This is a genomic window from Janthinobacterium sp. FT14W (genome assembly GCF_009208755.1).
GTDB lineage: Bacteria > Pseudomonadota > Gammaproteobacteria > Burkholderiales > Burkholderiaceae_D > Janthinobacterium > Janthinobacterium violaceinigrum.
Genome location: NZ_WFLL01000031.1, coordinates 53,816 through 74,123 on the forward strand (window position 1 = coordinate 53,816; position 20,308 = coordinate 74,123).

At 63.7% G+C, this 20,308-nt stretch carries 20 protein-coding genes; 11 read left to right on the plus strand and 9 right to left on the minus strand.

Going from position 1 to position 20,308, the window contains the following annotated elements:
* Positions 1-5: 5 nt before the first annotated feature.
* Entirely contained in the window at positions 6-755 is a 750-nt protein-coding gene (locus tag GCN74_RS19790; protein WP_152258249.1) for an SAM-dependent methyltransferase, read from the plus strand.
* 77 nt (positions 756-832) lie between these two features.
* On the opposite strand, the gene GCN74_RS19795 is transcribed toward GCN74_RS19790, so the two are convergent.
* The gene (locus tag GCN74_RS19795) at positions 833-1,750 is read right to left on the minus strand and encodes a 23S rRNA (adenine(2030)-N(6))-methyltransferase RlmJ (RefSeq protein WP_152258250.1); all 918 of its coding nucleotides are present in this window, start codon (positions 1,748-1,750) and stop codon (positions 833-835) included.
* Between the two features lie 274 nt (positions 1,751-2,024).
* Here GCN74_RS19795 and GCN74_RS19800 point away from each other — a divergent pair, with 274 nt between their 5' ends.
* Complete coding sequence (locus tag GCN74_RS19800; RefSeq protein WP_152258251.1) at positions 2,025-2,456, plus strand: thioredoxin family protein; 432 nt, start codon at positions 2,025-2,027, stop codon at positions 2,454-2,456.
* Between the two features lie 3 nt (positions 2,457-2,459).
* Here the strand turns inward: GCN74_RS19800 and GCN74_RS19805 are convergent, their stop codons facing one another.
* Entirely contained in the window at positions 2,460-4,742 is a 2,283-nt protein-coding gene (locus GCN74_RS19805) for a xanthine dehydrogenase family protein molybdopterin-binding subunit (RefSeq protein ID WP_152258252.1), read from the minus strand.
* Between the two features lie 10 nt (positions 4,743-4,752).
* Positions 4,753-7,878, minus strand: coding sequence for an EAL domain-containing protein (locus GCN74_RS19810; protein ID WP_152258253.1), 3,126 nt, complete (start codon positions 7,876-7,878; stop codon positions 4,753-4,755).
* A 261-nt stretch (positions 7,879-8,139) separates the two neighbouring features.
* On the opposite strand from GCN74_RS19810, the gene GCN74_RS19815 reads away from it, so the two are divergent.
* Positions 8,140-8,646: a DUF1993 family protein gene (locus tag GCN74_RS19815; RefSeq protein ID WP_034779265.1), complete on the plus strand. Its 507-nt coding sequence runs from the start codon at positions 8,140-8,142 to the stop codon at positions 8,644-8,646.
* Positions 8,647-8,764: 118 nt separating this feature from the next.
* Here the strand turns inward: GCN74_RS19815 and GCN74_RS19820 are convergent, their stop codons facing one another.
* Both GCN74_RS19820 and GCN74_RS19825 read right to left on the minus strand, forming a co-directional pair.
* Positions 8,765-8,959 carry a DUF1289 domain-containing protein gene (locus tag GCN74_RS19820; protein ID WP_152258254.1) on the minus strand — a complete coding sequence of 65 codons (195 nt, stop codon included), beginning with the start codon at positions 8,957-8,959 and terminating at the stop codon, positions 8,765-8,767.
* 1 nt (position 8,960) lies between these two features.
* Positions 8,961-9,533 carry a DUF1415 domain-containing protein gene (locus GCN74_RS19825; protein WP_152258265.1) on the minus strand — a complete coding sequence of 191 codons (573 nt, stop codon included), beginning with the start codon at positions 9,531-9,533 and terminating at the stop codon, positions 8,961-8,963.
* A gap of 339 nt (positions 9,534-9,872) precedes the next feature.
* Here GCN74_RS19825 and GCN74_RS19830 point away from each other — a divergent pair, with 339 nt between their 5' ends.
* The 5 genes from GCN74_RS19830 (at position 9,873) to GCN74_RS19850 (ending at position 14,830) form a co-directional block, all read left to right on the plus strand.
* Complete coding sequence (locus GCN74_RS19830) at positions 9,873-11,282, plus strand: transglycosylase SLT domain-containing protein (RefSeq protein ID WP_152258255.1); 1,410 nt, start codon at positions 9,873-9,875, stop codon at positions 11,280-11,282.
* Between the two features lie 94 nt (positions 11,283-11,376).
* Complete coding sequence (fabI, locus tag GCN74_RS19835; protein ID WP_152258256.1) at positions 11,377-12,165, plus strand: enoyl-ACP reductase FabI; 789 nt, start codon at positions 11,377-11,379, stop codon at positions 12,163-12,165.
* A 72-nt stretch (positions 12,166-12,237) separates the two neighbouring features.
* The gene (locus GCN74_RS19840; RefSeq protein WP_152258257.1) at positions 12,238-12,516 is read left to right on the plus strand and encodes a hypothetical protein; all 279 of its coding nucleotides are present in this window, start codon (positions 12,238-12,240) and stop codon (positions 12,514-12,516) included.
* 5 nt (positions 12,517-12,521) lie between these two features.
* Positions 12,522-13,043 carry a helix-turn-helix transcriptional regulator gene (locus tag GCN74_RS19845; RefSeq protein ID WP_152258258.1) on the plus strand — a complete coding sequence of 174 codons (522 nt, stop codon included), beginning with the start codon at positions 12,522-12,524 and terminating at the stop codon, positions 13,041-13,043.
* Between the two features lie 380 nt (positions 13,044-13,423).
* On the plus strand, positions 13,424-14,830 hold the full coding sequence (locus GCN74_RS19850; protein ID WP_152258259.1) for a DEAD/DEAH box helicase: 1,407 nt from the start codon (positions 13,424-13,426) through the stop codon (positions 14,828-14,830).
* 83 nt (positions 14,831-14,913) lie between these two features.
* On the opposite strand, the gene GCN74_RS19855 is transcribed toward GCN74_RS19850, so the two are convergent.
* The 4 genes from GCN74_RS19855 to GCN74_RS28840 all read right to left on the minus strand — a co-directional run bounded on the left by GCN74_RS19855 (position 14,914) and on the right by GCN74_RS28840 (position 16,516).
* A complete protein-coding gene (locus GCN74_RS19855) occupies positions 14,914-15,372 on the minus strand; it encodes an acyl-CoA thioesterase (RefSeq protein WP_152258266.1) in 459 nt (152 codons plus the stop codon).
* An 88-nt stretch (positions 15,373-15,460) separates the two neighbouring features.
* Complete coding sequence (locus GCN74_RS19860; protein WP_101481986.1) at positions 15,461-15,829, minus strand: hypothetical protein; 369 nt, start codon at positions 15,827-15,829, stop codon at positions 15,461-15,463.
* A gap of 129 nt (positions 15,830-15,958) precedes the next feature.
* Complete coding sequence (locus GCN74_RS28835; RefSeq protein ID WP_193317166.1) at positions 15,959-16,096, minus strand: hypothetical protein; 138 nt, start codon at positions 16,094-16,096, stop codon at positions 15,959-15,961.
* 246 nt (positions 16,097-16,342) lie between these two features.
* Entirely contained in the window at positions 16,343-16,516 is a 174-nt protein-coding gene (locus tag GCN74_RS28840) for a hypothetical protein (RefSeq protein ID WP_193317168.1), read from the minus strand.
* A gap of 168 nt (positions 16,517-16,684) precedes the next feature.
* Between GCN74_RS28840 and GCN74_RS19865 the strand changes: the two genes are divergently transcribed.
* From GCN74_RS19865 to GCN74_RS19875, 3 genes are all read left to right on the plus strand, one after another.
* Complete coding sequence (locus tag GCN74_RS19865; RefSeq protein WP_226939125.1) at positions 16,685-17,893, plus strand: glycosyltransferase; 1,209 nt, start codon at positions 16,685-16,687, stop codon at positions 17,891-17,893.
* A gap of 189 nt (positions 17,894-18,082) precedes the next feature.
* A complete protein-coding gene (locus GCN74_RS19870) occupies positions 18,083-19,066 on the plus strand; it encodes an EDSAP-1 family PEP-CTERM protein (RefSeq protein WP_152258261.1) in 984 nt (327 codons plus the stop codon).
* A 147-nt stretch (positions 19,067-19,213) separates the two neighbouring features.
* Entirely contained in the window at positions 19,214-20,230 is a 1,017-nt protein-coding gene (locus tag GCN74_RS19875) for an EDSAP-1 family PEP-CTERM protein (RefSeq protein ID WP_152258262.1), read from the plus strand.
* Positions 20,231-20,308 lie beyond the last annotated feature (78 nt).

The following is a 20,308-nucleotide window of genomic DNA, read 5'->3' on the forward strand; positions in this document are numbered from 1 at the left end:
AGAATATGACCGGCACCCTGTACCTGATCCCCAACCACCTCGGCCTGTCCGATGGCGCAAGCGACCCGCTGGCCCACATCATTCCAAGCCAAGTGCGGCAGATTACGTCGCAACTCGATTATTTCGTCGCGGAAAATGCCAAGACGGCGCGCGCCTTCCTGAAACTGATCGGCAGCCAGCACCCGCTGGCCAAGCCCTTGCAGGAAATCACGATTTCCGAACTGAACGTCAATACCCCGGCGCAAGCGCTGGCCGGCTTGCTGGCGCCGTTGCTGGCGGGACGCGATGCGGGCCTCGTGTCGGAAGCGGGCGTGCCGGCCGTGGCCGACCCCGGTGCCGACCTGGTGCGCCTGGCGCATCAGCACGGTATCAAGGTGCGTCCGCTGGTAGGTCCGTCATCGATCCTGCTGGCCGTGATGGCCAGCGGCTTGAACGGCCAGAGCTTCGCCTTCAACGGCTACCTGCCCACGGATGCGGCCCTGCGCGCCAAGCGCATCAAGGAACTGGAAAGCCGTTCGCGCAATGAAAAGCAAACCCAGCTGTTCATCGAAACGCCGTACCGCAACGCCGCCATGCTCGAAGCGCTGGTGGCGCAATGCGCGCCATCGACGTTGATCTGCGTCGCCACGGACCTGAGCCTGGACACGGAAAGCGTGCAGACGTGGAATGGCGGACAGTGGAAGAAACAGCTGGCCGCCGGCAAGGCGCCGGACTTCCACAAGAAGCCCACCGTGTTCTTGCTGCTGGGACAGTAATTCCCCATCCATAAAAAAACGCCACGGGCACATTGCCCGTGGCGTTTTTTATTACAGCACGACCAGGACAAGCATGATTACACTCTTCTTGTGCCCGTATTCTTCTGTCCGCCCTTGCCTGTTTCCAGCACGAACTTGGCGCCATCGTCGCGGCCCAGCACCTTCACCAGGTAGGGCATGACTTCGCGCAACATCGGCTCCAGGGTGTACGGCGGGTTCAAGATGAACATGCCGCTGCTGTGCAGACCGAAGCCGTCCGGCGACGGGGTGTTCACCGTCAGGGTCACGTGCAGCCAGTCCGCGCAGGGCAGCTGCTTGAGCTTGTCGGCGAACTGGCGCGATTCCATGCGCTGCAGCACCGGGTACCAGACGGCATACATGCCCGACGGGAAGCGCACGAGGGCGTCGGCCAGGGTGTCCTTGACCTTGCGGTAATCCATCTTGTCTTCATACGGCGGGTCGATCAGCACCAGCGCGCGGCGCGACGGGGGCGGCAGCAGGGCTTTCAGGCTCTGGAAGCCGTCCGCCTTGGTGATGATGACGCGCTTGCCGCGCACGGTGGGACGCTCGCCCTGGGCCAGCGCATGGGCCTCGACCTTGCGGAAGTTGTCGGCCAGAATCTTCGCATCGGCCGGATGCAGCTCGAACAGGCGCAGACGGTCTTGCTCGCGGCTGACCTTGTCGGCGCAGTACGGCGAACCCGGGTAGTAGCGCATCTTGCCGCTCGGATTCATTTCCTTGATCAGCTTCAGGTACTCGGCCAGCGAGGCCGGCAGGTCCGTGCGGTCCCACAGGGGCGCAATGCCCGTTTCGTACTCGGCGTTCTTCGAGGCATAACCGCCGTCGAGCGCATACACGCCCGCGCCGGAATGGGTATCGATATAACTATAGGCAGTATCTTTTTGATTCAGGTACTGCAACAACTGAATCTGCACGTAATGTTTCAACACATCGGCGTGATTACCCGCGTGAAAGGCGTGGCGGTAACTCAACATAAGCTGGCTAATTCCATAATAAAATAAACAAAGGCGGGAGCGCCGACACCGGGCAGGGCATGAAAACAGACTGGGGAGCCAGGCTACGGGGCCAGGGAACAGCATGGACCAGCGTAATCAGCGCGCACACCAGCATTATCCACCAGAAATGTGCATTGCATCAAAAAACACGGCTAAACAAGCTCATGCATTCCCGCGACCGGCGTGGCCGGGCGCGGTAGAATACGCGCATCGGGCGCCCCGCGCCCATCCGCCCTACTGAATAGATACGACCATGCACAGCCTGACCCTCACGACCGATAACCGCGCCGACATCGCGGCAGCCCTGGCCGGCCCGCGCTGGACGGTGGCCTGCCTGTGCGCGCTGTGGTGCGGCACCTGCGGCAGCTACCGCGCCACGTTCGAGGAGCTGGCCGCGCGTCACCCGGACACCGTGTTCGTCTGGATCGACATCGAAGACCAGGCCGACGTGGTGGGCGACCTCGACATCGACAACTTCCCCACCCTGCTGATCCAGCACGACGACAATGTCGCCTTCTTCGGCACCGTGCTGCCCGACGGCGGCCTGGCGCACCGCATGCTGCAGGCGCAGCAGGCCCTCAGCGGGGAAGAGCTGGCGGCCTTGTCGACCAGCACGCAGGAGCGGTGCGACTGGCAGCGCGACTGCAATTTGCGCACCCTCCTCGCCGCCACCCTGGCCGATTAAAAATCACCCCAGGCGCAGCGGCAGGCTGCGCAGCCGTTTCCCCGTCAATAGGAAGACCGCGTTGGCCACGGCCGGCGCAATGGGCGGCGTACCGGGTTCGCCCACGCCTTCGGGGTGTTCCGCGCTGGCAATGATGATGGTTTCCACCTCGGGCGTTTGCCCCATGCGCAGCACGGGGTAGTCGTGGAAATTGCTTTGCTCCACTTTGCCGTCCTTGAACGTGATGTCTCCGCCCAGCGCCGCCGACAGGCCGAACAGCACGGCCGACTCCATCTGCTGGGCAATGATGTTCGGATTGACGGCAATGCCGCAATCGATGGCGCACACCACGCGCTGCACGCGGATTTCACCGTTTTCCACGGACACCTGGGCCACTTGCGCCACGATGCTGCCGAACGACTGGTGCAGGGCCACGCCGTGCGCATGACCGGGCGGCGCGCTGCCCGCCCTGGCAACGGCCGCATCGAGCACGGCCAGGTGGCGCGGATGCTGCGCCAGCATGGCGCGGCGGAAGGCGACGCCGTCCTGCCCCGCCGCATGCGCCAGTTCGTCGATAAAACTTTCTTTAAAAAATGCATTGTGCGAATGCCCCACGGAGCGCCAGTAGCCGACTGGAACAAAACTGTCGGCAATCACATGGGCGATGCGCTGGTTGGCGATTTCATACGGCATGTCGAATTCGCCTTCGGCCGTGGTCTTGTCCGGTCCCGCTCCCGGCAAGCCGAAATTGCGCTGCAAAAACTGGTGCGTGATGGAAGCGCTGACGGATTTGTTGTCCCACGAAGCGATGCGGCCATGCTCATCGAGGCGCGCCGCAAAACGGGCCAGCGCGGCAGGACGGTACATATCGTGCATGGTGTCCTGCTCGCGCGTCCACACCAGCTGCACGGGCGCACCATCGCACTGCAGCGCGATGGCCACGGCTTGCGCCACCATGTCCACTTCCAGGCGGCGGCCGAAACCGCCGCCGAGCAGCAGCACCTCGATCGCCACATCCTGCGCAGCGACGCCGGCCACTTTCGCCGCCACGTCGACGGCAATGCCGGGCGCCTGCGTCGACACCCACAGCATCACCTTGCCATCCTTGACTTGCGCAGTGCAGTTGACGGGTTCCATGGCGGCGTGCGCGAGGAACGGCGCGCGGTACTCGGCCTTGATGCTGCGCAAACCCTGCACGGCCTTGCCTTCCACCTCGCCGCTGGCGTGGTACGCATGACCCGCTTCGCTGTCGAGCAGGCGCGCAAATTCCGCATACACGCCGGCGCTGGACAGGCTCGCTGGCGGACCAGCCTGCCACTGCGTCGGCAAGGCGGCGGCCGCCTGTTTCGCCCGCCACCAGGTATCGGCCACCACGGCCGCGCACGAGGTGGCCGTGGTGCCGCGCTGGGGCAGGTGCGGCGTCAGGTCCAGCACTTTTTTCACGCCGGGCATGGCGAGGATGGGCGCCGCATCGAACGCGGCCAGGACATCTCCCAGGCGCGGCGGCAGATGCAGGGCCGCGTACAGCATGCCGGGCGGGCGCGCGTCGATGCCGAAACGCGCGCTGCCATCGACTTTCGACGGCGTGTCGCGGCGCGGCGCCGGCTGGCCGATCAGCTTGAAATCCCTAGTGGGTTTGAGCACGGGCGCGCCCGGGTCGATGGCGGCGGCGCGCCGCGCCAGGCTGGCGTAGCTGGCGCGCCGGCCGTCAGCGTGGATGACTTCGCCATCCTGCGTGCGGCATTGGGCAGCCGGCACTTGCCACTGCGCGGCGGCGGCTTGCAGCAACATGGCGCGCGCGGACGCCCCCGCTTCGCGCATGGGCCCCCAGCCATCCTTCACGCTGGACGAGCCGCCCGTGACGATCACGCCCAGTTCGCGCGCCGCCTTGGCCACCGTCCACTGGGCCAGCGCCTTCAGGCGGCCCCGGTCGTCCGGGTGGAACGGCAGGCCATCCGTGAGCATGGCCACGTTGCCGAAGATTTTATCCATGGGCGCCTGGATCAGCTTGACGCTGCTCAAAGGCACGTCCAGCTCCTCGGCCACCAGCATGGGCAAGGCCGTGTGCACGCCCTGCCCCATTTCGCTGCGCGGCATGGCCAGGACCACCGTGCCATCGGCCTGGATGGCCAGCCAGCCATTCAAGGCCACGGCGCCATCCTGGAGCGGCAGCGGCGTGCTGCCCTGCAGGCGCTGGCGCGGCGGCAACACGCCCCAGCCCAGCACCAGGGCACCCGCGCCGGCCACGCCAAGACCCAGGCCGCCAAGCAGGAAACGGCGGCGCGACGGGGAGGATTCTGTGGCCATGGCTAGTCCTTTACAGTGGTGATTGGTCGATCCAGCGCTCCAGCATATCCTGCGCCAGCACCGGGCGGCCATAAAAATAACCTTGCGCCAGCTTGCAGCCATGGCGCAGCAGGAAGGCGGCCTGCTCTTCCGTCTCCACGCCTTCGGCAATCACGGACAATTGCATGCTCTTGCCCAGCTGGATGATGGCAATCGCAATGGCTTCGTCGTTCACGTCCGTCGAGATATCCTTGATGAAGGAGCGGTCGATCTTCAGGGTTTGCACGGGCAGCTGCTTCAGATACGCGAGCGAGGAATAGCCGGTGCCGAAGTCGTCGATGGCCAGGCCCACGCCGATGGCATGCAGATCGTTGATGAAACCGAGCGCGTCGCCCGTGTTCATGATCACCGATTCCGTCACTTCCAGCTGCAGCCGCTGCGGCTCCAGCTCCGTTTCCTTCAGGATGTCGGCCACCATGCCGGCGATGCTGCCCCGTTCGAACTGCTTCACCGACAGGTTGACGGCCATCTTCGGCACGCGCAAGCCCTGCGCCTGCCAGCGCATCATCTGGCGGCAGGCTTCGTCCAGCACCCATTTGCCCAGCTGGTTGATGAAACCGCTGTCCTCGGCCAGCGGGATGAAGCGGGCCGGCGGCACCAGGCCCAGTTCCGGGTGGTTCCAGCGCACCAGCGCCTCGACGCCCACCAGGCGGCCCGTGTCGATTTCCACCTGCGGCTGGTAATTGAGGAACATCTCGTTCTTTTCCAGCGAGCGGCGCAGAAAGGTTTCCAGGCGCAGGCGCTCGACGCCCTCGCCCGTCATCGACGGCGCATAGAAGCGGTAGCCGTTGCGCCCGCGCGCCTTGGCCTGGTACATGGCCACGTCGGCGTTACGGATCAGCATGTTCAAGTCCAGCGCATCGTCCGGGAACAGGCTGATGCCCACGCTGCAGGTGACGAACAATTCGTGGTCGGCCACCGTGAACGGCTGGTCGAACATGGTCATCAGCTTTTCCGCCACCTGCGTTGCGCCGTACTCGCCGTCCACGCGTTCGAGCAGCACGATGAATTCGTCGCCGCCCAGGCGCGCCAGGGTGTCGCCTTCGCGCAGGCGCGCGGCCAGCTGGCCGGCCACTTTTTGCAGCAGTTCGTCGCCCACGTGGTGGCCCAGGGTGTCGTTGACGTTCTTGAAGCGGTCCAGATCGATGAACAGCACGGCCAGCTGTTCCTGATCGCGCGCGGCGCGCAGCAGCGCGTGCTGCAGGCGGTCGTGGAACAGCAGGCGGTTCGGCAGCGCCGTCAGCGGGTCGTGGTGCGCCATGTGGTCGAGCTTTTCCTGCGATTCCTTGATCAAGGTGATGTCGCTGAACACGCCCACGTAATGCGTGGTGCCGGCGCGCGCGTCGCGCACGGCGCTGATGGTCAGCCATTCCAGATACAGTTCGCCGTTCTTGCGCTGGTGCCAGATCTCGCCGCGCCAGAAACCCGCGACCGTCAGCTCATCCCACATGGCCTGGTAGAACGCCGCGTCGTGGCGCGTCGAGCGGGTCAGCGAGGAATGCCGGCCCAGCGCCTCCGCCTCGCTGTAGCCCGTGATCTGCGTGAACGCGGGATTGACGGTGACGATGATGCCCTCGGCGTCGACCACCATCACCCCGTCGGCGATGTGTTCGAGCACGGTGGCCGACAGGCGCAGTTTTTCCTCCGCCTCCTTGCGCGCCGTGATGTCGGCATACACCCAGATGCTGCCTTCGTTGGCGCGCAGCGGGTCGAGCGCGCAGCCGCTGACCAGCGCCCAGAACAGGCTGCCGTCGCGGCGCTTGTACTGGCGCTCCTCGCTGAAATCGCCGCCCGTGGCCAGCGCCGGATACTGGCGCTCGCCCGCCTCCTCGAAGTCATACGAGGTCATGAAGACGATGGAGGTGGAACTGCCCGTCATCTCGGCATGGCCGTAGCCGAACAGCTCCTCGCAGCGGCGATTGACGGAAATGATGCGGCGGTGGCGCACGAACATCACGCCGAACATCACGTTGTCCAGGATCGCGCTCTGCTCCGTCAGCAGCGCTTCGATGCGCATCTCGTGGTGCTTGCGCTGGCTGATGTCGGCAATGATGCCGTCGACCCAGGTGACGCCGTGCTCGCCCGCCTGCGGCTGGCCGTTCTCGGCCACCCAGCGCTCGATGCCGAACGCGTCGATGATGCGGTACTCCAGCGCATACGGCTGCACCTCCTGCACCGCCTGCTTGACGGCGCGGCGGTGCGCGCGGCGGTCTTCCGGGCAGATCAGGTCGGCCCAGGCGTGCGTGGTGCCGCGCATGAACTGGCGCGCCGAATAGCCGGCGATGTCCTCGATCGCATCGCTGACGAAATCGATGGGGCCGTCGGGCCGGTAGCGGAACACGGCGCCCGGCACCTGCGTGACGATGGTGCGGAAACGCTCTTCGCGCTGGCCCACGTCCTCGAACAGCTGGCGGATGGCCGCGCGCATTTGCTCGAGCTGGGCCGTCAGGCGCCCCAGTTCGTCATTGCTGTGCGAAGCCAGCGGCGTGTCGAAGTCGCCGTGCGACAGGCGGTCGGAAAAGCGCGTCAGGCGGCGCAGGGGCTTGAGCAGGCGGCGGTTCAGGAACAGCACGATCAGCGCCATCGACACGGCCAGCTGCGCACCGAGCACGAAAATATAGGACATCTGCTTTTCGCGCAGCTCCTGCTGGCTGCGCGCATCGTCCATCTCGACGACGACGTGGCCGATGCGTTCGCCCCGCACGAGGATGTCGCGCTCGGCGCGGTACAGATTGCCCACGGGGCGCTGCGGCGCCCGCAGGCTGATGAATTCCGTGTCGCCCTGCCCCAGCACCTTCACCAGCAGCAGGGAGCGGTCGCGCATCACCGACTCGACCAGCGAATGGGCCGATTCCGCATTCATGTTCCACAGCGATTCCTGCATGCCCAGCGCCAGGATGTCGGCATTGCGCTGCAAGGCTTCATTCAGGCTGGTGCGCGCCGACTGGCGTTCATGCACGCCGACCAGCAGATAGCTGCCGAAGATGGCGGGAACGACGAGGCCGCCAAATACCACCAGCAGCAAGGCGCCATAGATCGACGAGCCGTACAGCACACGCAGGCTGGCGCGCAGGCGCTGATAGGGCGAATTAAACATGCGGCAACAGGGCAACAGGGATCAGGCAGGCGATCATCGAACTTTACAGGGGAATCCGGGTGATAAGGCGGGAAGAAACTTTTTCAGGAGCAATTATGCATGGAAAAAGCGGGAAAAGTCACCAATAAACACGTGCCTGCAGCGACGTCAGGCCATATACACAGGGCTGAAAAACCACACGCAGGCTGGCGCGCCAGGCAAGCGCCAGCAGAAAAGCGCGCAGCTTGCTATCATCGCGCCACTTTACCTAGAGGAACCACCATGACCTTCTCCATCTACTCCGCATCGATCCCCGTCTTCAAACAGATCCTGGGCAGCCTGGCCGCCATCCTGGACAAGGCGGAAACGCACGCGCAAGACAAGAAAATCGACCCGAACGCCCTGCTGCAATTCCGCCTGTTCCCGGACATGCTGCCGTTCGTGCGCCAGATCCAGATCGCCACCGACTTCGCCAAGGGCTGCGGCGCGCGCCTGGCCGGCGTGGCCGTGCCGCCGTATGAAGACAGCGAACAGAGCTTTGCTGAACTGAAGGCGCGCATCGTGAAAACCATCGCCTTCCTGGAAAGCCTGCCGCAAGCGGACATCGACGGCAGCGAAACGCGCGCCATCACCACCGGCAGCGGCGAAAAGACCAAGCACTTCACGGGCCAGACGTATCTGTTCCACTACGCGCTGCCGCACTTCTTCTTCCACGCGACGACGGCGTACGACATCCTGCGCCACAACGGCATCGAAGTGGGCAAGAAGGATTTCATTGGTAGTTATTAATCGTTAGCGCTGAAATATGGGGTCAGTTCCTTCGGAATCGGAATGCTTCCCATTGGGAAGCATTCCCCCGTCGGGTCCGACCCCAGCATTTGCCGTTGGGTTCGGCAACACAAACACGTCAAGTATTCCTGCGCGGATACCCCTGCGCCAGGATGCGCACCCACACCACTTCCTTCTCTTCATCCGTCATCGACACCCAGTGGGCCACTTCCACCACGGTGCGGCCGCAGCCGCGGCAGATTTCATCGAAAGTCGTCGAGCACACGGCCACGCAGGGCGTATCGGGACGCAGCGGCAGTTCCTTGTCCGCCATCTCAGCCGACCTTCGCCAGGCCGAGCTTTTCCCAGCCTTCGATGCCCAGCTTTTCCAGGGTGGCGATATTCTTGTCGAAAATCTCGGATGCTTCCGGGAATGCCTCGACGGCGCGCTCGATGCTGTCTTCGCGCAGCAGGTGCAGGGTCGGGTACGGCGAGCGGTTGGTGTAGTTGCTGATGTCGTCCTCGAACGTCTCGGCAAACTGGTAGTTCGGGTGGAAACTGGCCACCTGCAATTCGCCCGCCAGGTGCATGTCTTCCACGGCCGCATCGGCCACATCGAGAAACTCGTTGTAGTCGAGGAAATCGTTGAGGGTGTACGGATGGATCAGCAAGGTCGTGTCGATCTGCTCGGGGTCCGTGTCGGCCAGGGTTTGCAGCTCGTCCATCAGCATCGCCAGCAAATCTTCGGGATTGCTCGATTCGCACACCACATAGCGGATCTGCTTCTTGACGTGCACGGCCTTGGCGAACGGGCACAGGTTCAGGCCGATCACGGCCTTTTCCAGCCAGGCAACGGTATTGGCGATGATGACGGCGTTGTCGTCGTCGTGGCGCGGCGGGGTGTTCATATGCATGACTCTCTATCAATAAGGCGGCCGGCAGCCGAATGGCCGGCCAAAGCCAAATTGTACGCACTCTTTGCGCAGTCTCATACTCGACGGCTGCCAGGCTTGCGCCAGCCTCTTCCCCATGTATGCTATAACAGCGGCCGAATCACGCATTGGACAAATTAAATTTGCAATAATGATAGCATTAGCGAATGGAAACTCAGCCGTTTCCCACTTATTGCCGCTTATTTCCTGTCATCATGCTGACATAATTCTTGACTCCTGCATGTGGATATACGTACACTCGCAGCTTGATCATGGGTCTGTCCGATGTTTCTCCGACGACAACAATGGAACACTATGCACGAAAACTCCTTTAAATCTACCGTCCTGGCGGCGTTGGCCCTGGCGCTTGCGCCCGCCCTCAGCCAGGCGTACGAAGCCGGTGTTGAGAGCGATAACGCGCCAGTCGCCGCCGCCGCACCTGCCCTGATCCCGATGACCGCCCAGGTCACGGCGAAACTCCCCACCCTCGACAACCGCCTGCAAAAGACCGACCGCCTGCTGAAAAACCTCAGCGACAATTCCGATCCGCTGCGCGAAGCCGACGTCTGGGGCCGCATCCGCAGCGGCTATGCGATTCCCGACATCAACAACCAGCTGGTGGCCAACCACGTCAACTGGTACGCCACCCGCCCCGACTACATCGCCCGCACGACGGCGCGCGCCTCGCGCTACATCTTCCACGTGGTGCAGGAACTGGAAAAGCGCGGCATGCCGACGGAACTGGCCTTGCTGCCGTTCATCGAGTCCGCCTTCAACCCGCAAGCGTTCTCCAGCGCCAATGCGGCCGGCATGTGGCAATTCGTGCCCGCCACGGGGCGCGACTTCAACCTCAAGCAAAACATGTTCAAGGACGAGCGCCGCGGCGTGCTGGCCTCGACCGATGCGGCCCTGACGTATCTGCAGCGCCTGTATGACATGTTTGGCGACTGGCAACTGGCGCTGGCCGCCTACAACTGGGGCGAAGGCTCGGTGCAGCGCGCCATCAAGAAAAACCAGGCGCTGGGCAAGCCCACCGATTTCGAAAGCCTGGCCGACCTGATGCCGGCCGAAACGCGCAACTACGTGCCCAAGCTGCAAGCGGTGAAAAACATCATCGCCAATCCGGCCCAGTTCGGCCTGACCCTGCCCGTGGTCGACAACCAGCCCTACTTCACGGCCATCGACAAGACCAGCGACATCGACATCACCGTCGCTGCCCAGCTGGCCGAACTGTCGATGGATGAATTCAAGGCCTTGAATCCGCAATTCAACCGCCCCGTCATCATCGGCGGCGAAAAGACCAAGATTCTGTTGCCTCAGGAAAACGCCGCCAAGTTCACCACCAACCTGGCGCAATGGGGCCATGCCTTGTCCAGCTGGACCACGCACAAGATCACCAATGCGCGCGAACGCATCGAAACCCTGGCGTCGAAATTCGGCACCACGGCCGATGTGCTGCGCCAGGCCAACAACATTCCCCAGCGCACGCGCCTGCGCGCCGGCTCCACCATTCTCGTGCCGAAAACCTCGGCCACGATGAACAACGATATCACCCAGGAAATTGCCGACAGCGCCACCATGCTGCTGGAAGCGGACCGCCCGGAACGTGCCGCCAAGGCCGTGCGCCGCGTCGCCAAGGGCGGCAAGGTGCAGGCTGCACCGATTTCCCTGGTGAAACCGCGGATCCAGCGCGGCGGCGGGAATCGCGCAAAAGCCCGTCACTGAACGCCTGAGCTGTATTGACACACCTCACCGGCCGCCACAGCTTTGCTGTCGCGGCCGGTTGCACATCCGCCCACCTACCCAGACAGGAGTCGTCATGGCTTTCTTGCAAGGCAAAAAAATCCTCATCACGGGCTTGCTGTCCAACCGCTCCATCGCCTATGGCATCGCCAAGGCCTGCCACCGCGAAGGCGCCACGCTGGCCTTCACGTATGTGGGCGAACGCTTCAAGGAACGCATCACGGAATTTGCGGCGGAATTCGGCAGCGAACTGGTGTTCGACTGCGATGTTTCCAGCGATGAACAGATCAGCGCCGTCTTCAGCGACCTGGCGCACCACTGGGAACACCTCGATGGCCTCGTGCACGCCATCGGCTTTGCGCCGCGCGAGGCGATTGCCGGCGACTTCCTCGACGGCCTGTCGCGCGACAGCTTCCGCATCGCGCACGATATTTCCGCCTACAGCTTTCCCGCCATGGCCAAGGCCGCCCTGCCCCTGCTGCACCCGGGCGCCTGCGTGCTGACCCTGACCTACCTGGGCGCCATGCGCGCCGTGCCCTACTACAACACCATGGGCCTGGCGAAGGCGTCGCTGGAAGCGTCCGTGCGCTACCTGGCCGAATCGCTGGGCCCGCGCGGCATCCGCGCCAACGGCATCTCGGCCGGCCCCATCAAGACTTTGGCCGCTTCCGGCATCAAGGATTTCAGCAAACTGCTGGGCTTTGTGGCCGAGCACGCCCCCCTGCGCCGCAACGTCACCATCGAGGAAGTGGGCAACACGGCCGCCTTCTTGCTGTCCGACCTGGCTTCGGGCATCACGGGCGAGATTACCTACGTCGATGGCGGCTTTTCGCAAGTGATGGCCGTCAATCCCGAAGTAGAGTGAGGCGGTGATGGCCGATATTCTGCGGTTGTCACTTGACAACCAATCAATATCGACCTGCATTGGCGGCATCGCATGGCGCGCTCCCCGCAGCCGAAGCAAGACATCGAAGCGGCATTGCGCCACGCGGAAAGCCAGGGCTGGCGCGTGGCAACGGGCGGCAGCCCTGCCTGGGGCAAGATCTGCTGCCCGTACAACGATACCGGCTGCCGCTGCGGCGAATTCTGCATCGCCTGCATCTGGAGCACGCCGAAAAATCCCGGCAAGCACGCGCGGTCCATACGGCGGGCGGTCGACAATGGCACTTTCAACAAGCTGATGCAGGACTGCATGCAACGCAAATCCAAGGGGTAGCCATCATGGATTACGTCTTCGCCCTCAAATACCGCCTGCCCGACGACGAAACCGACCTCGATGCACTGGCCGAGCGCCTGGGCAGCGGCGGCGGCGATGACGCGCTGGCCGGCATCGGCCAGGCGGGCCGCCTGGCGCTGGAATTCACGCGCGAAGCGGGCTCTGCCAGCGAAGCGCTGCTGAGCGCCCTGGCCGACGTGAAAGCCATCGTGCCCCGCGCCCGCCTGGTCGAAGCCGCGCCGGACTTCGTGGGGCTGACGGACGTGGCGCAAGTGCTGGGCCTGTCCCGGCAAAACCTGCACAAGCTGATGAACAAACACCGCCACAGCTTCCCCGCGCCCGTGCATGAAGGCAGTACCACCATCTGGCACCTGGCCGACGTGCTGGCGTGGCTGCACGCCAAGGGCACGTACCGGCTGGAACGCAGCCTGATCGACGTGGCGCAGGCGGCCCGGCACATCAACCTGGCCAGGGAAGCGGCGCAGGCGCCGCAGCTGCCCGCCGACATCGCCGCCATGCTTGCCTGACTGGCGAAAAACTACGTATTCTTACTGATTTCACATAGGAAACATGTTCAAAACGTGGTAGGACTTGCGTTTCTTCCCATTTAGACCGTGCAAAACGGCAGCAAATACGGTATAGTGTCGTTGTGCGCTGCAATATGTTTCTCTGAAGCGAAGGCAACACCGCAGTCAAGCACTACAAACTTAGCAGCTTCGCAAGCCTTAGCGCATCCACCGGATGCCGCTTATAAAGCCCTCCCGCCTTGTGTGTCGCACCTGACACCGTCCCGGCGCAAAGCTTTTGTGCCGAAATTTCTTTCTAGTTGAGTCATTTCGTTTTGGTTGGCGTTGCTATTTTGCGTTCTGCTTTTTGCAAGAACGCTGATTTTCACGAAAGAAAAAGAATGACATTTGAATCCTTAGGCCTGCATCCGTCCATCCTCGCCGCTCTGACCGAATCGGGCTACACCGCGCCAACCGCGGTACAGTCGCAAGCGATTCCTGCCGCGATCGAAGGCCGTGACCTGCTGGTCTCGTCGCAAACCGGTTCGGGCAAGACCGCAGCGTTCATGCTGCCGTCGCTGCACAAACTGGCCAGCGCCGAACAAAGCGCCGCCGGCAAGACGCCAAACCAGGAAATGCAAGCCTCGCGCGCCCGCGGCGAGCGTCCACGCTTCAAGGCTGCCCAGCCAAAAATGCTGGTGCTGACGCCAACGCGCGAACTGGCCCTGCAAGTGACCACCAACACCGACAAGTACAGCACCGGCATCCGCCGCATCAAGGCTGTGTCGATCCTGGGCGGCATGCCTTACCCTAAACAGATGCAATTGCTGGCCAAGAATCCTGAGATCCTGGTCGCCACGCCTGGCCGTCTGATCGACCACATGGACTCGGGCAAGATCGACTTCTCGCAACTGGAAATCCTGGTGCTGGACGAAGCCGACCGCATGCTGGACATGGGTTTCATCGACGACATCGAGAAAATCGTGGAAGCGACGCCGGAAGGCCGTCAAACCATGCTGTTCTCGGCAACCCTGGACGGCGTCGTGGGCAATATGGCCCGCCGCATCACGAAAAACCCGCTGATCATCCAAGTGGCCAGCTCGAGCAACAAGCACGAAAACATCACGCAGCGCGTGCACTTCGTCGACGATCTGTCGCACAAGAACCGCCTGCTGGACCACCTGCTGCGCGACGAAACCCTGGACCAGGCTGTTGTGTTCACCGCCACCAAGCGTGACGCCGACACCATCGCCGACCGCCTGAACATCGCCGGTTTCTCGGCTGCCGCCTTGCACGGCGACATGCACCAGGGCGCGCGCAACCGCACCCTGGACGGCATGCGCCGCGGCCAGGTCAAAGTGCTGGTCGCCACCGACGTTGCCGCCCGCGGTATCGACGTGCCTACCATCACCCACGTGTTCAACTACGATCTGCCGAAGTTCCCGGAAGACTACGTCCACCGCATCGGCCGTACGGGCCGCGCCGGCCGCAATGGCCTGGCCATCTCGCTGGTGAACCACGCTGAAGGCATGAACGTCAAGCGCATCGAACGCTTCACCAAGCAATTGATCCCGGTCAATGTCATCGAAGGTTTCGAACCGAAGAAAACGGCGTCGGCACCACGTTCGAGCGCCCGTCCAGGCGGCTGGAAACCAGGCGACAACCGTGGCGGCGCGAAGCCAGGCCAACGCACGTTCAGCAAGCCGGGCGCGCCACGCAAGGACGGCGCTCCCAGCACCGGCGGCGGCTACAAGGGTTCCAACCCGCGCAGCACCGACGGCGCGCGCCGCAGCTACGGCGACCGTTAATCACGGTTCCCGCTGCCGCTAGGCATGCAATGAAAAACGGCCACCAGATCGCTCTGGTGGCCGTTTTTTTATGCCCGGTATATTTACTTCTTCGACACCTTCTGGCGCGACAGCTTGCGCAGCTTGGCCTGCTCGAAGCGCAACTGCTGCTCCGGCGTCTCCAGCACCAGCGGCGGCACGGCCACGGGCTTGCGGTTGGCGTCCACGGCCACCATCGTGAAATAGCAGCTGTTGGCGTGACGCACCAGGCGCTGCTGGATGTTTTCCGTCACCACGCGGATGCCCACTTCCATCGACGTCGTGCCCGTGTAATTGATCGAAGCCAGGAAGGTCACCAGCTCGCCCACGTGGATAGGCTGCAGGAACATCACCTGGTCCACCGACAGGGTCACCACGTAGCTGCCCGAATAGCGGCTGGCGCAGGCATAGGCGACGCTGTCGAGGTATTTCAGGATGGTGCCGCCATGCACGTTACCGGAAAAATTGGCCATATCGGGCGTCATCAAGACCGTCATCGTCAGTTCGTGGGCCGACCAGTTCATCGCGCTGTCCAAAGTGTTCTCCAAGGGGGAAATAAAAGTGAGGGGGATGTGAAAACCGGCCCCAGGGGCCGGTGGCAGGGACCGGCTGTTACAGTCCCAGGGTGTCGATGTCGGCCAGCGAGTCGCGGCCCTTGTCGGAAATGTCGTGGCCCTCGCCTTCGGCACGCGCCACGATGTGGGCTTTCTTGCCCAGGAAATAGGCCACGTCCGAGTCCAGCTTGGTCAGCGGATCGACGGCCACGGCGCGCAAGCCCATGATGCAACGGCGCAGGAACAGCAGCTGCTGTGCTTTCTCGGTGATGGACAGGCGGCCATCGCGCGCATAGCTGAGCAGCTTCAGGCCCGACAGGCGCTTGGCATTGCGGGCAACGCAAGCGCTGGGGCGCTCGGTCTTGATGCCGCGTGCAACTTGCTCCAGCGCGTCATATTCATCGGTTGTTAATTTCTCGTTCTTCATTACTTTTCCATAAAAGGCCAGGTGTTCGGCCCCCATGGTACGCGCCCCGCTGCGCATCGGCAACAGGCAACGTGAATCTGACGCCGCCCGCCACGCGGACGGGCGGCGCAAACGCGGGCGCAGCAGCCCTTATTTGTAGCTGCGCAGCAGCAGCCAGGCCAGCCCGCAACCGGCCACGGCACCCGCCAGGACCAGCGCCACGAGGTTTTTGCTGGTGATCGCAGGGCGCCGGCCCAGGTAGATTTTGTTATGCAAGGAATTGCCCATGATGGTCTCCTGTACAAGAATTTTTATGATGTCTCATTATAAGAACAGAATCGTGACGGCCGCATGACACTCGGCAGCCAGAGCTTGATTTGTATCCACTCGGCAACATTTATTGGCTTTTTTGTTGTTTAAATGGCGTGGCGAGAACGGCGCCCCCGCCTTTCATTTCCAATCGGAAATAACCGCGGCGCACGCACCTCGCGGCGCGCAAGGCGCCGCGCAGCATCACCGCAGCGCAACAAGCGCTCAATGCATCTTGACGGGCGGCGGCGGCGGCGTGGGCTCTTCGACGGGCACCGGCTCGACATGCGGCGGCGTTCCCGGCGGCGGCGCGATGGGATCGCCTTCCGGCCGTGGCGGCATATCGGGTTCGGGCGTGCTGTGCGCACGCAGCGGGATCTGACGCAAATGTGGCTGCATGGTGGCCTCCTTTGCCCCACTGTAGCCGATGCGGCCAAATCCTGGCGCCCGCAAGGGGCAAGCGGCACGGGGAACTTATCGGCGCGGCAGCACTCCAACTAGCCACGTATCCCCACCGGCACGAGTGCAAGCGATAGCTCAGCGATGGCGCGCAAAAAAATCCTCTTTATGGCCGAGGCCGTGACCCTGGCCCATGTCGGCCGTCCCCTGAGCCTGGCCCAGGGCCTGGACGAAGATGTGTACGAGGTGCATTTTGCCTGCGCCGACGGATATGATTTTTGTTTCAAGCAAACCCCGTTCAGGCGCTGGCGCATCGACAGTATTTCATCGTTGCAATTCCTGCAGGCGCTGGCCCACGGCAAGCCCGTCTACACGGAAAGTACCTTGCACGCGTACGTGGAAGAAGACCTGCGCCTGCTCAATGCCGTCCAGCCCGATCTCGTGATCGGCGACTTTCGCCTGTCGCTGTCCGTCAGCGCGCGCCTGCAACGCATTCCCTACCTCACCGTCAGCAATGCCTACTGGAGTCCCTATGTGCGCCCGCACTACACGGTGCCCAGCCTGCCCCTGACCGGCATCCTGCCCATCTGGCTGGCCGCCCCCCTGTTCCGCCTGATCCGCCCGCTGGCCTTCGCCTCGCATGCGGTGCCCATGAACCGCGTGCGCCGCCGCCATGGCCTGCCCTCGCTGGGCAGCGACCTGCGGCGCATCTATACGGATGCCGACCGCACCCTGTACGCGGATATTCCGCAACTGTTCCCGCCGCACGCCATGCCGCCCACGCACGACTACCTGGGCGCCATCATCTGGGCGCCGCCGCTCGATTTGCCGCACTGGTGGCAGCGTGCGGAACTGAGCAGCGGACGGCCCATCATCTACGTCACCCTGGGCAGTTCCGGCCAGGGGCAATTGCTGCCGCGCGTGCTGCGCGCGCTGGCGCCGCTGCCCGTCACCGTATTGGCGGCCACGGCCGGCACCATCCGCATCGATGCCGTGCCGCCGAACGCCTATGTCGCGCCCTTCCTGCCAGGCGACGCGGCTGCCCGGCGCGCCAGCCTGGTGATCTGCAACGGCGGCAGCCCCACCAGCCAGCAGGCGCTGACGGCAGGCGTGCCCGTCATCGGCATCGCCAGCAATCTCGACCAGTTCCTCAACATGCACGGCATCATGGCCGCCGGCGCCGGCCTGCTGCTGCGCGCCGACCGCTTCCAGGAAACCGCCTTGCGCCGTGCCGCCACGCGCATGCTCGACGATGGCCAGGCCCGGCTGGCGGCGCGCCAGCTGGCCACGGCATTGCGCGACTATGTGCCCGGGCAGCGCCTGCTGCCCCATATGCACACCCTGCTGGGCTCGTTGCAGCCTGGCGGCCAGCCTTGACGGGCAGCGTCGGTTTTTTTTACAGCGCGTGCGGCAGGGCCTGCACTACGTCAATAAAAGCACGCCAAGTCATTGATTTCAAAAGAACCTCATGCGTTGGCATGGAAGTCGCTAGGTACTGGCCATGAGCACCTGCCGACAGGACTCAAGCACGAAATCCACTCAACCCCATGACGTGAGGTAACCCAAATGAAACGCTCTCATTTAAAACTGATGCCGGCCGCAGCGGCACTGGCCATGCTGTGCGCCGCCGGCAGCGCGCAGGCGGGCGGCTACGGCTATTCCTACAACAACATCTTCGGCCTGCAGATCGCCGCCGCGACGGGCTCGATCACGGCCCTGAACAGCACCACCATCTCGCGCAGCACGGCCACCCTGAATGGCGTGAGCATCATCCAGGGCGGCCCCGGCATACTCGATTCGCCGCGCGCCGCCGTCGGCGCCGTCACCAAGGGCGAGAACGACTTTACGCAACAGGGGCCTACGGCCAATTACTCGCGCGGCGACGCGCAGATCGTCAGCACGCAGTTTCCCTCGTTCCCGCCCGGCTCGACTTCCACGCAAGCCGTCAACGTGGCCGAAGTCCACCTGGCCGATCCCGCGGGCACGGCCGACGCGTCCGGACGCAATGGCTCGACCACGGGCTTTTCCGTCAACTTCGTGGTCGGCTCGCCCACGGCGACGCTGAGCTTTGATTTCCTGTCATCGCCGTTCATGCAGGTTTTCTTGCAAAGCAATGTCGGCTCCCTGTCCACGGCGACGGCCAACCTGGTGGTCACCTTCACCATCACCGATTCAACGGGTGCAACGGTCTTCAACTGGACGCCCGACGGCGTGATCGGCTCGGGCATTTCGGGCGGCACGGAGAGCGCCGACGGCGCCAACCTGAACACCAGCCTGGCGACCAACTTCCTCACGCGCGGCAATCTGTTCACCTACGACCCTTCCGGCTGCGGTACGCCCACGGGCACGGGCGTGGGCACGGGCTGCGGCAGCAACTTCAGCGCCGTCAGCAATGCTTTAACGGCAGGCAACTACACCCTGACCCTGAATGCCGTGGAAAGCGTGGACCTGGTGAAACAGCAAGCGACGCCCGAACCAGGCACCCTGGCCTTGCTGGGCCTGGGACTTGCAGGCCTGGGCTATGCCCGCCGCCGCAAGGTTGCCGCCTGAACCTGGCGACGGGGAGATGCAAAGGCGAGGGGCTGACCTCGCCTTTTTCATGCCGAACCCTGTCGGTTTTCCTTACAGCGCGGCGGCCATGCGGCAAGCGGCCGCTGCGCTGGCTTCCCACCAGCAAAGGATGTCCAAAGGATTTCCATGAGTAAATTTCCCCGCACCCGATTTCGCGCTGCCCTGCTCGCCCTGCTGTTGCTGGCCTGCCAAGGCGGCGCCAGCGCAGCCGCCTACGGTTATTCATACACCAATGTCTTTGGCCTGGTCGTCAGCAATCCCACCGGCTCCACCTCGCTCATCAGCAATGTCGACCTGTCGCGCACCACCGCCACGCTCAACGGCAGCAGCGTCATCCACGGCGGCAGCAATGAAATCGATGCGCAGCAAGCGGCACGGGGCGCCGTCGGCAAGGGACAGAATGATTTTACGCAGCAAGGCATGGGCAAGGCCTCGTATGCGCGCGGCGACGCGCAAATCGTCAGCTCGCAAATCCCCCCTTTTCCGCCTGGCTCGACCAGCACGCATACCGTGAATGCGGCGGAAACCTTCCTGACGGGCGGCGGCAGCGCCGACGCCTCGGGCCGCAATGGTTCCAGCACGGCGATGGCCGTCAATTTCGTCGTGGGCGAACCGGGCGCCACCCTGGCCTTCCAGTTCCAGGCCCTGCCCTTCATGCAGCTATACCTCGATGCGCAGGCAGGCACGGGCTCGGCGGCCACCACCAACATGGCCCTGACGTTTACCATCATCGATGAGAATGGCCAGATCGTCTTCAACTGGGCCCCCGACGGCAGCCTCGGCTCGGGCATCCTGGGCGGCACCGAACTGGCCGACGCCGCCAGCCTGAATACGGGCTACGCGCAAACGCCGCTGACCAGCGGCAGCGTGTTCACCTACGACCCCAGCGGCTGCGGCGCCCCCACGGGCACGGGCATCGGCACGAGCTGCGGCGGGCAGTACGGCGCCGTCACGGACAACCTCGTGGCAGGCAGCTATACGCTGGTATTGAACATGCTGAACAGTTCCGAACTGGCCTACGTGCCCGGCGTCACGCCCATGGCGCTGCCGGGCACCTTGGCCCTGCTGGCGGCGGGCCTGGCGGCCCTGGCCGGCCTGGGGGGAGATCGGAAGAGCGGCGTGGAGGGAAAGGGTGTTCTATAAGGTGTAGATCTCGGTGGTCGCGGGGTCATTAAAGAAGCAAAACCGGCAGCCAATCCAGCAGCAAAAGTGGCGGCGAAA

Excerpts from the sequence above, each read along its gene's own strand:
- GCN74_RS19800 (WP_152258251.1), top strand. The coding sequence starts at position 2,025 with ATGCACAGCCTGACCCTCACGACCGATAACCGCGCCGACATCGCGGCA.
- GCN74_RS19830 (WP_152258255.1), top strand. The coding sequence starts at position 9,873 with ATGCACGAAAACTCCTTTAAATCTACCGTCCTGGCGGCGTTGGCCCTG.
- GCN74_RS19795 (WP_152258250.1), bottom strand. The coding sequence starts at position 1,750 with ATGTTGAGTTACCGCCACGCCTTTCACGCGGGTAATCACGCCGATGTG.
- fabI (WP_152258256.1), top strand. The coding sequence starts at position 11,377 with ATGGCTTTCTTGCAAGGCAAAAAAATCCTCATCACGGGCTTGCTGTCC.
- GCN74_RS19790 (WP_152258249.1), top strand. The coding sequence starts at position 6 with ATGACCGGCACCCTGTACCTGATCCCCAACCACCTCGGCCTGTCCGAT.
- GCN74_RS28835 (WP_193317166.1), bottom strand. The coding sequence starts at position 16,096 with ATGGGCAATTCCTTGCATAACAAAATCTACCTGGGCCGGCGCCCTGCG.
- GCN74_RS19825 (WP_152258265.1), bottom strand. The coding sequence starts at position 9,533 with ATGAACACCCCGCCGCGCCACGACGACGACAACGCCGTCATCATCGCC.
- GCN74_RS19850 (WP_152258259.1), top strand. The coding sequence starts at position 13,424 with ATGACATTTGAATCCTTAGGCCTGCATCCGTCCATCCTCGCCGCTCTG.
- GCN74_RS19820 (WP_152258254.1), bottom strand. The coding sequence starts at position 8,959 with ATGGCGGACAAGGAACTGCCGCTGCGTCCCGATACGCCCTGCGTGGCC.
- GCN74_RS19865 (WP_226939125.1), top strand. The coding sequence starts at position 16,685 with ATGGCCGAGGCCGTGACCCTGGCCCATGTCGGCCGTCCCCTGAGCCTG.
- GCN74_RS19815 (WP_034779265.1), top strand. The coding sequence starts at position 8,140 with ATGACCTTCTCCATCTACTCCGCATCGATCCCCGTCTTCAAACAGATC.
- GCN74_RS19805 (WP_152258252.1), bottom strand. The coding sequence starts at position 4,742 with ATGGCCACAGAATCCTCCCCGTCGCGCCGCCGTTTCCTGCTTGGCGGC.
- GCN74_RS19840 (WP_152258257.1), top strand. The coding sequence starts at position 12,238 with ATGGCGCGCTCCCCGCAGCCGAAGCAAGACATCGAAGCGGCATTGCGC.
- GCN74_RS19875 (WP_152258262.1), top strand. The coding sequence starts at position 19,214 with ATGAGTAAATTTCCCCGCACCCGATTTCGCGCTGCCCTGCTCGCCCTG.
- GCN74_RS28840 (WP_193317168.1), bottom strand. The coding sequence starts at position 16,516 with ATGCAGCCACATTTGCGTCAGATCCCGCTGCGTGCGCACAGCACGCCC.
- GCN74_RS19870 (WP_152258261.1), top strand. The coding sequence starts at position 18,083 with ATGAAACGCTCTCATTTAAAACTGATGCCGGCCGCAGCGGCACTGGCC.
- GCN74_RS19855 (WP_152258266.1), bottom strand. The coding sequence starts at position 15,372 with ATGAACTGGTCGGCCCACGAACTGACGATGACGGTCTTGATGACGCCC.
- GCN74_RS19810 (WP_152258253.1), bottom strand. The coding sequence starts at position 7,878 with ATGTTTAATTCGCCCTATCAGCGCCTGCGCGCCAGCCTGCGTGTGCTG.
- GCN74_RS19845 (WP_152258258.1), top strand. The coding sequence starts at position 12,522 with ATGGATTACGTCTTCGCCCTCAAATACCGCCTGCCCGACGACGAAACC.
- GCN74_RS19860 (WP_101481986.1), bottom strand. The coding sequence starts at position 15,829 with ATGAAGAACGAGAAATTAACAACCGATGAATATGACGCGCTGGAGCAA.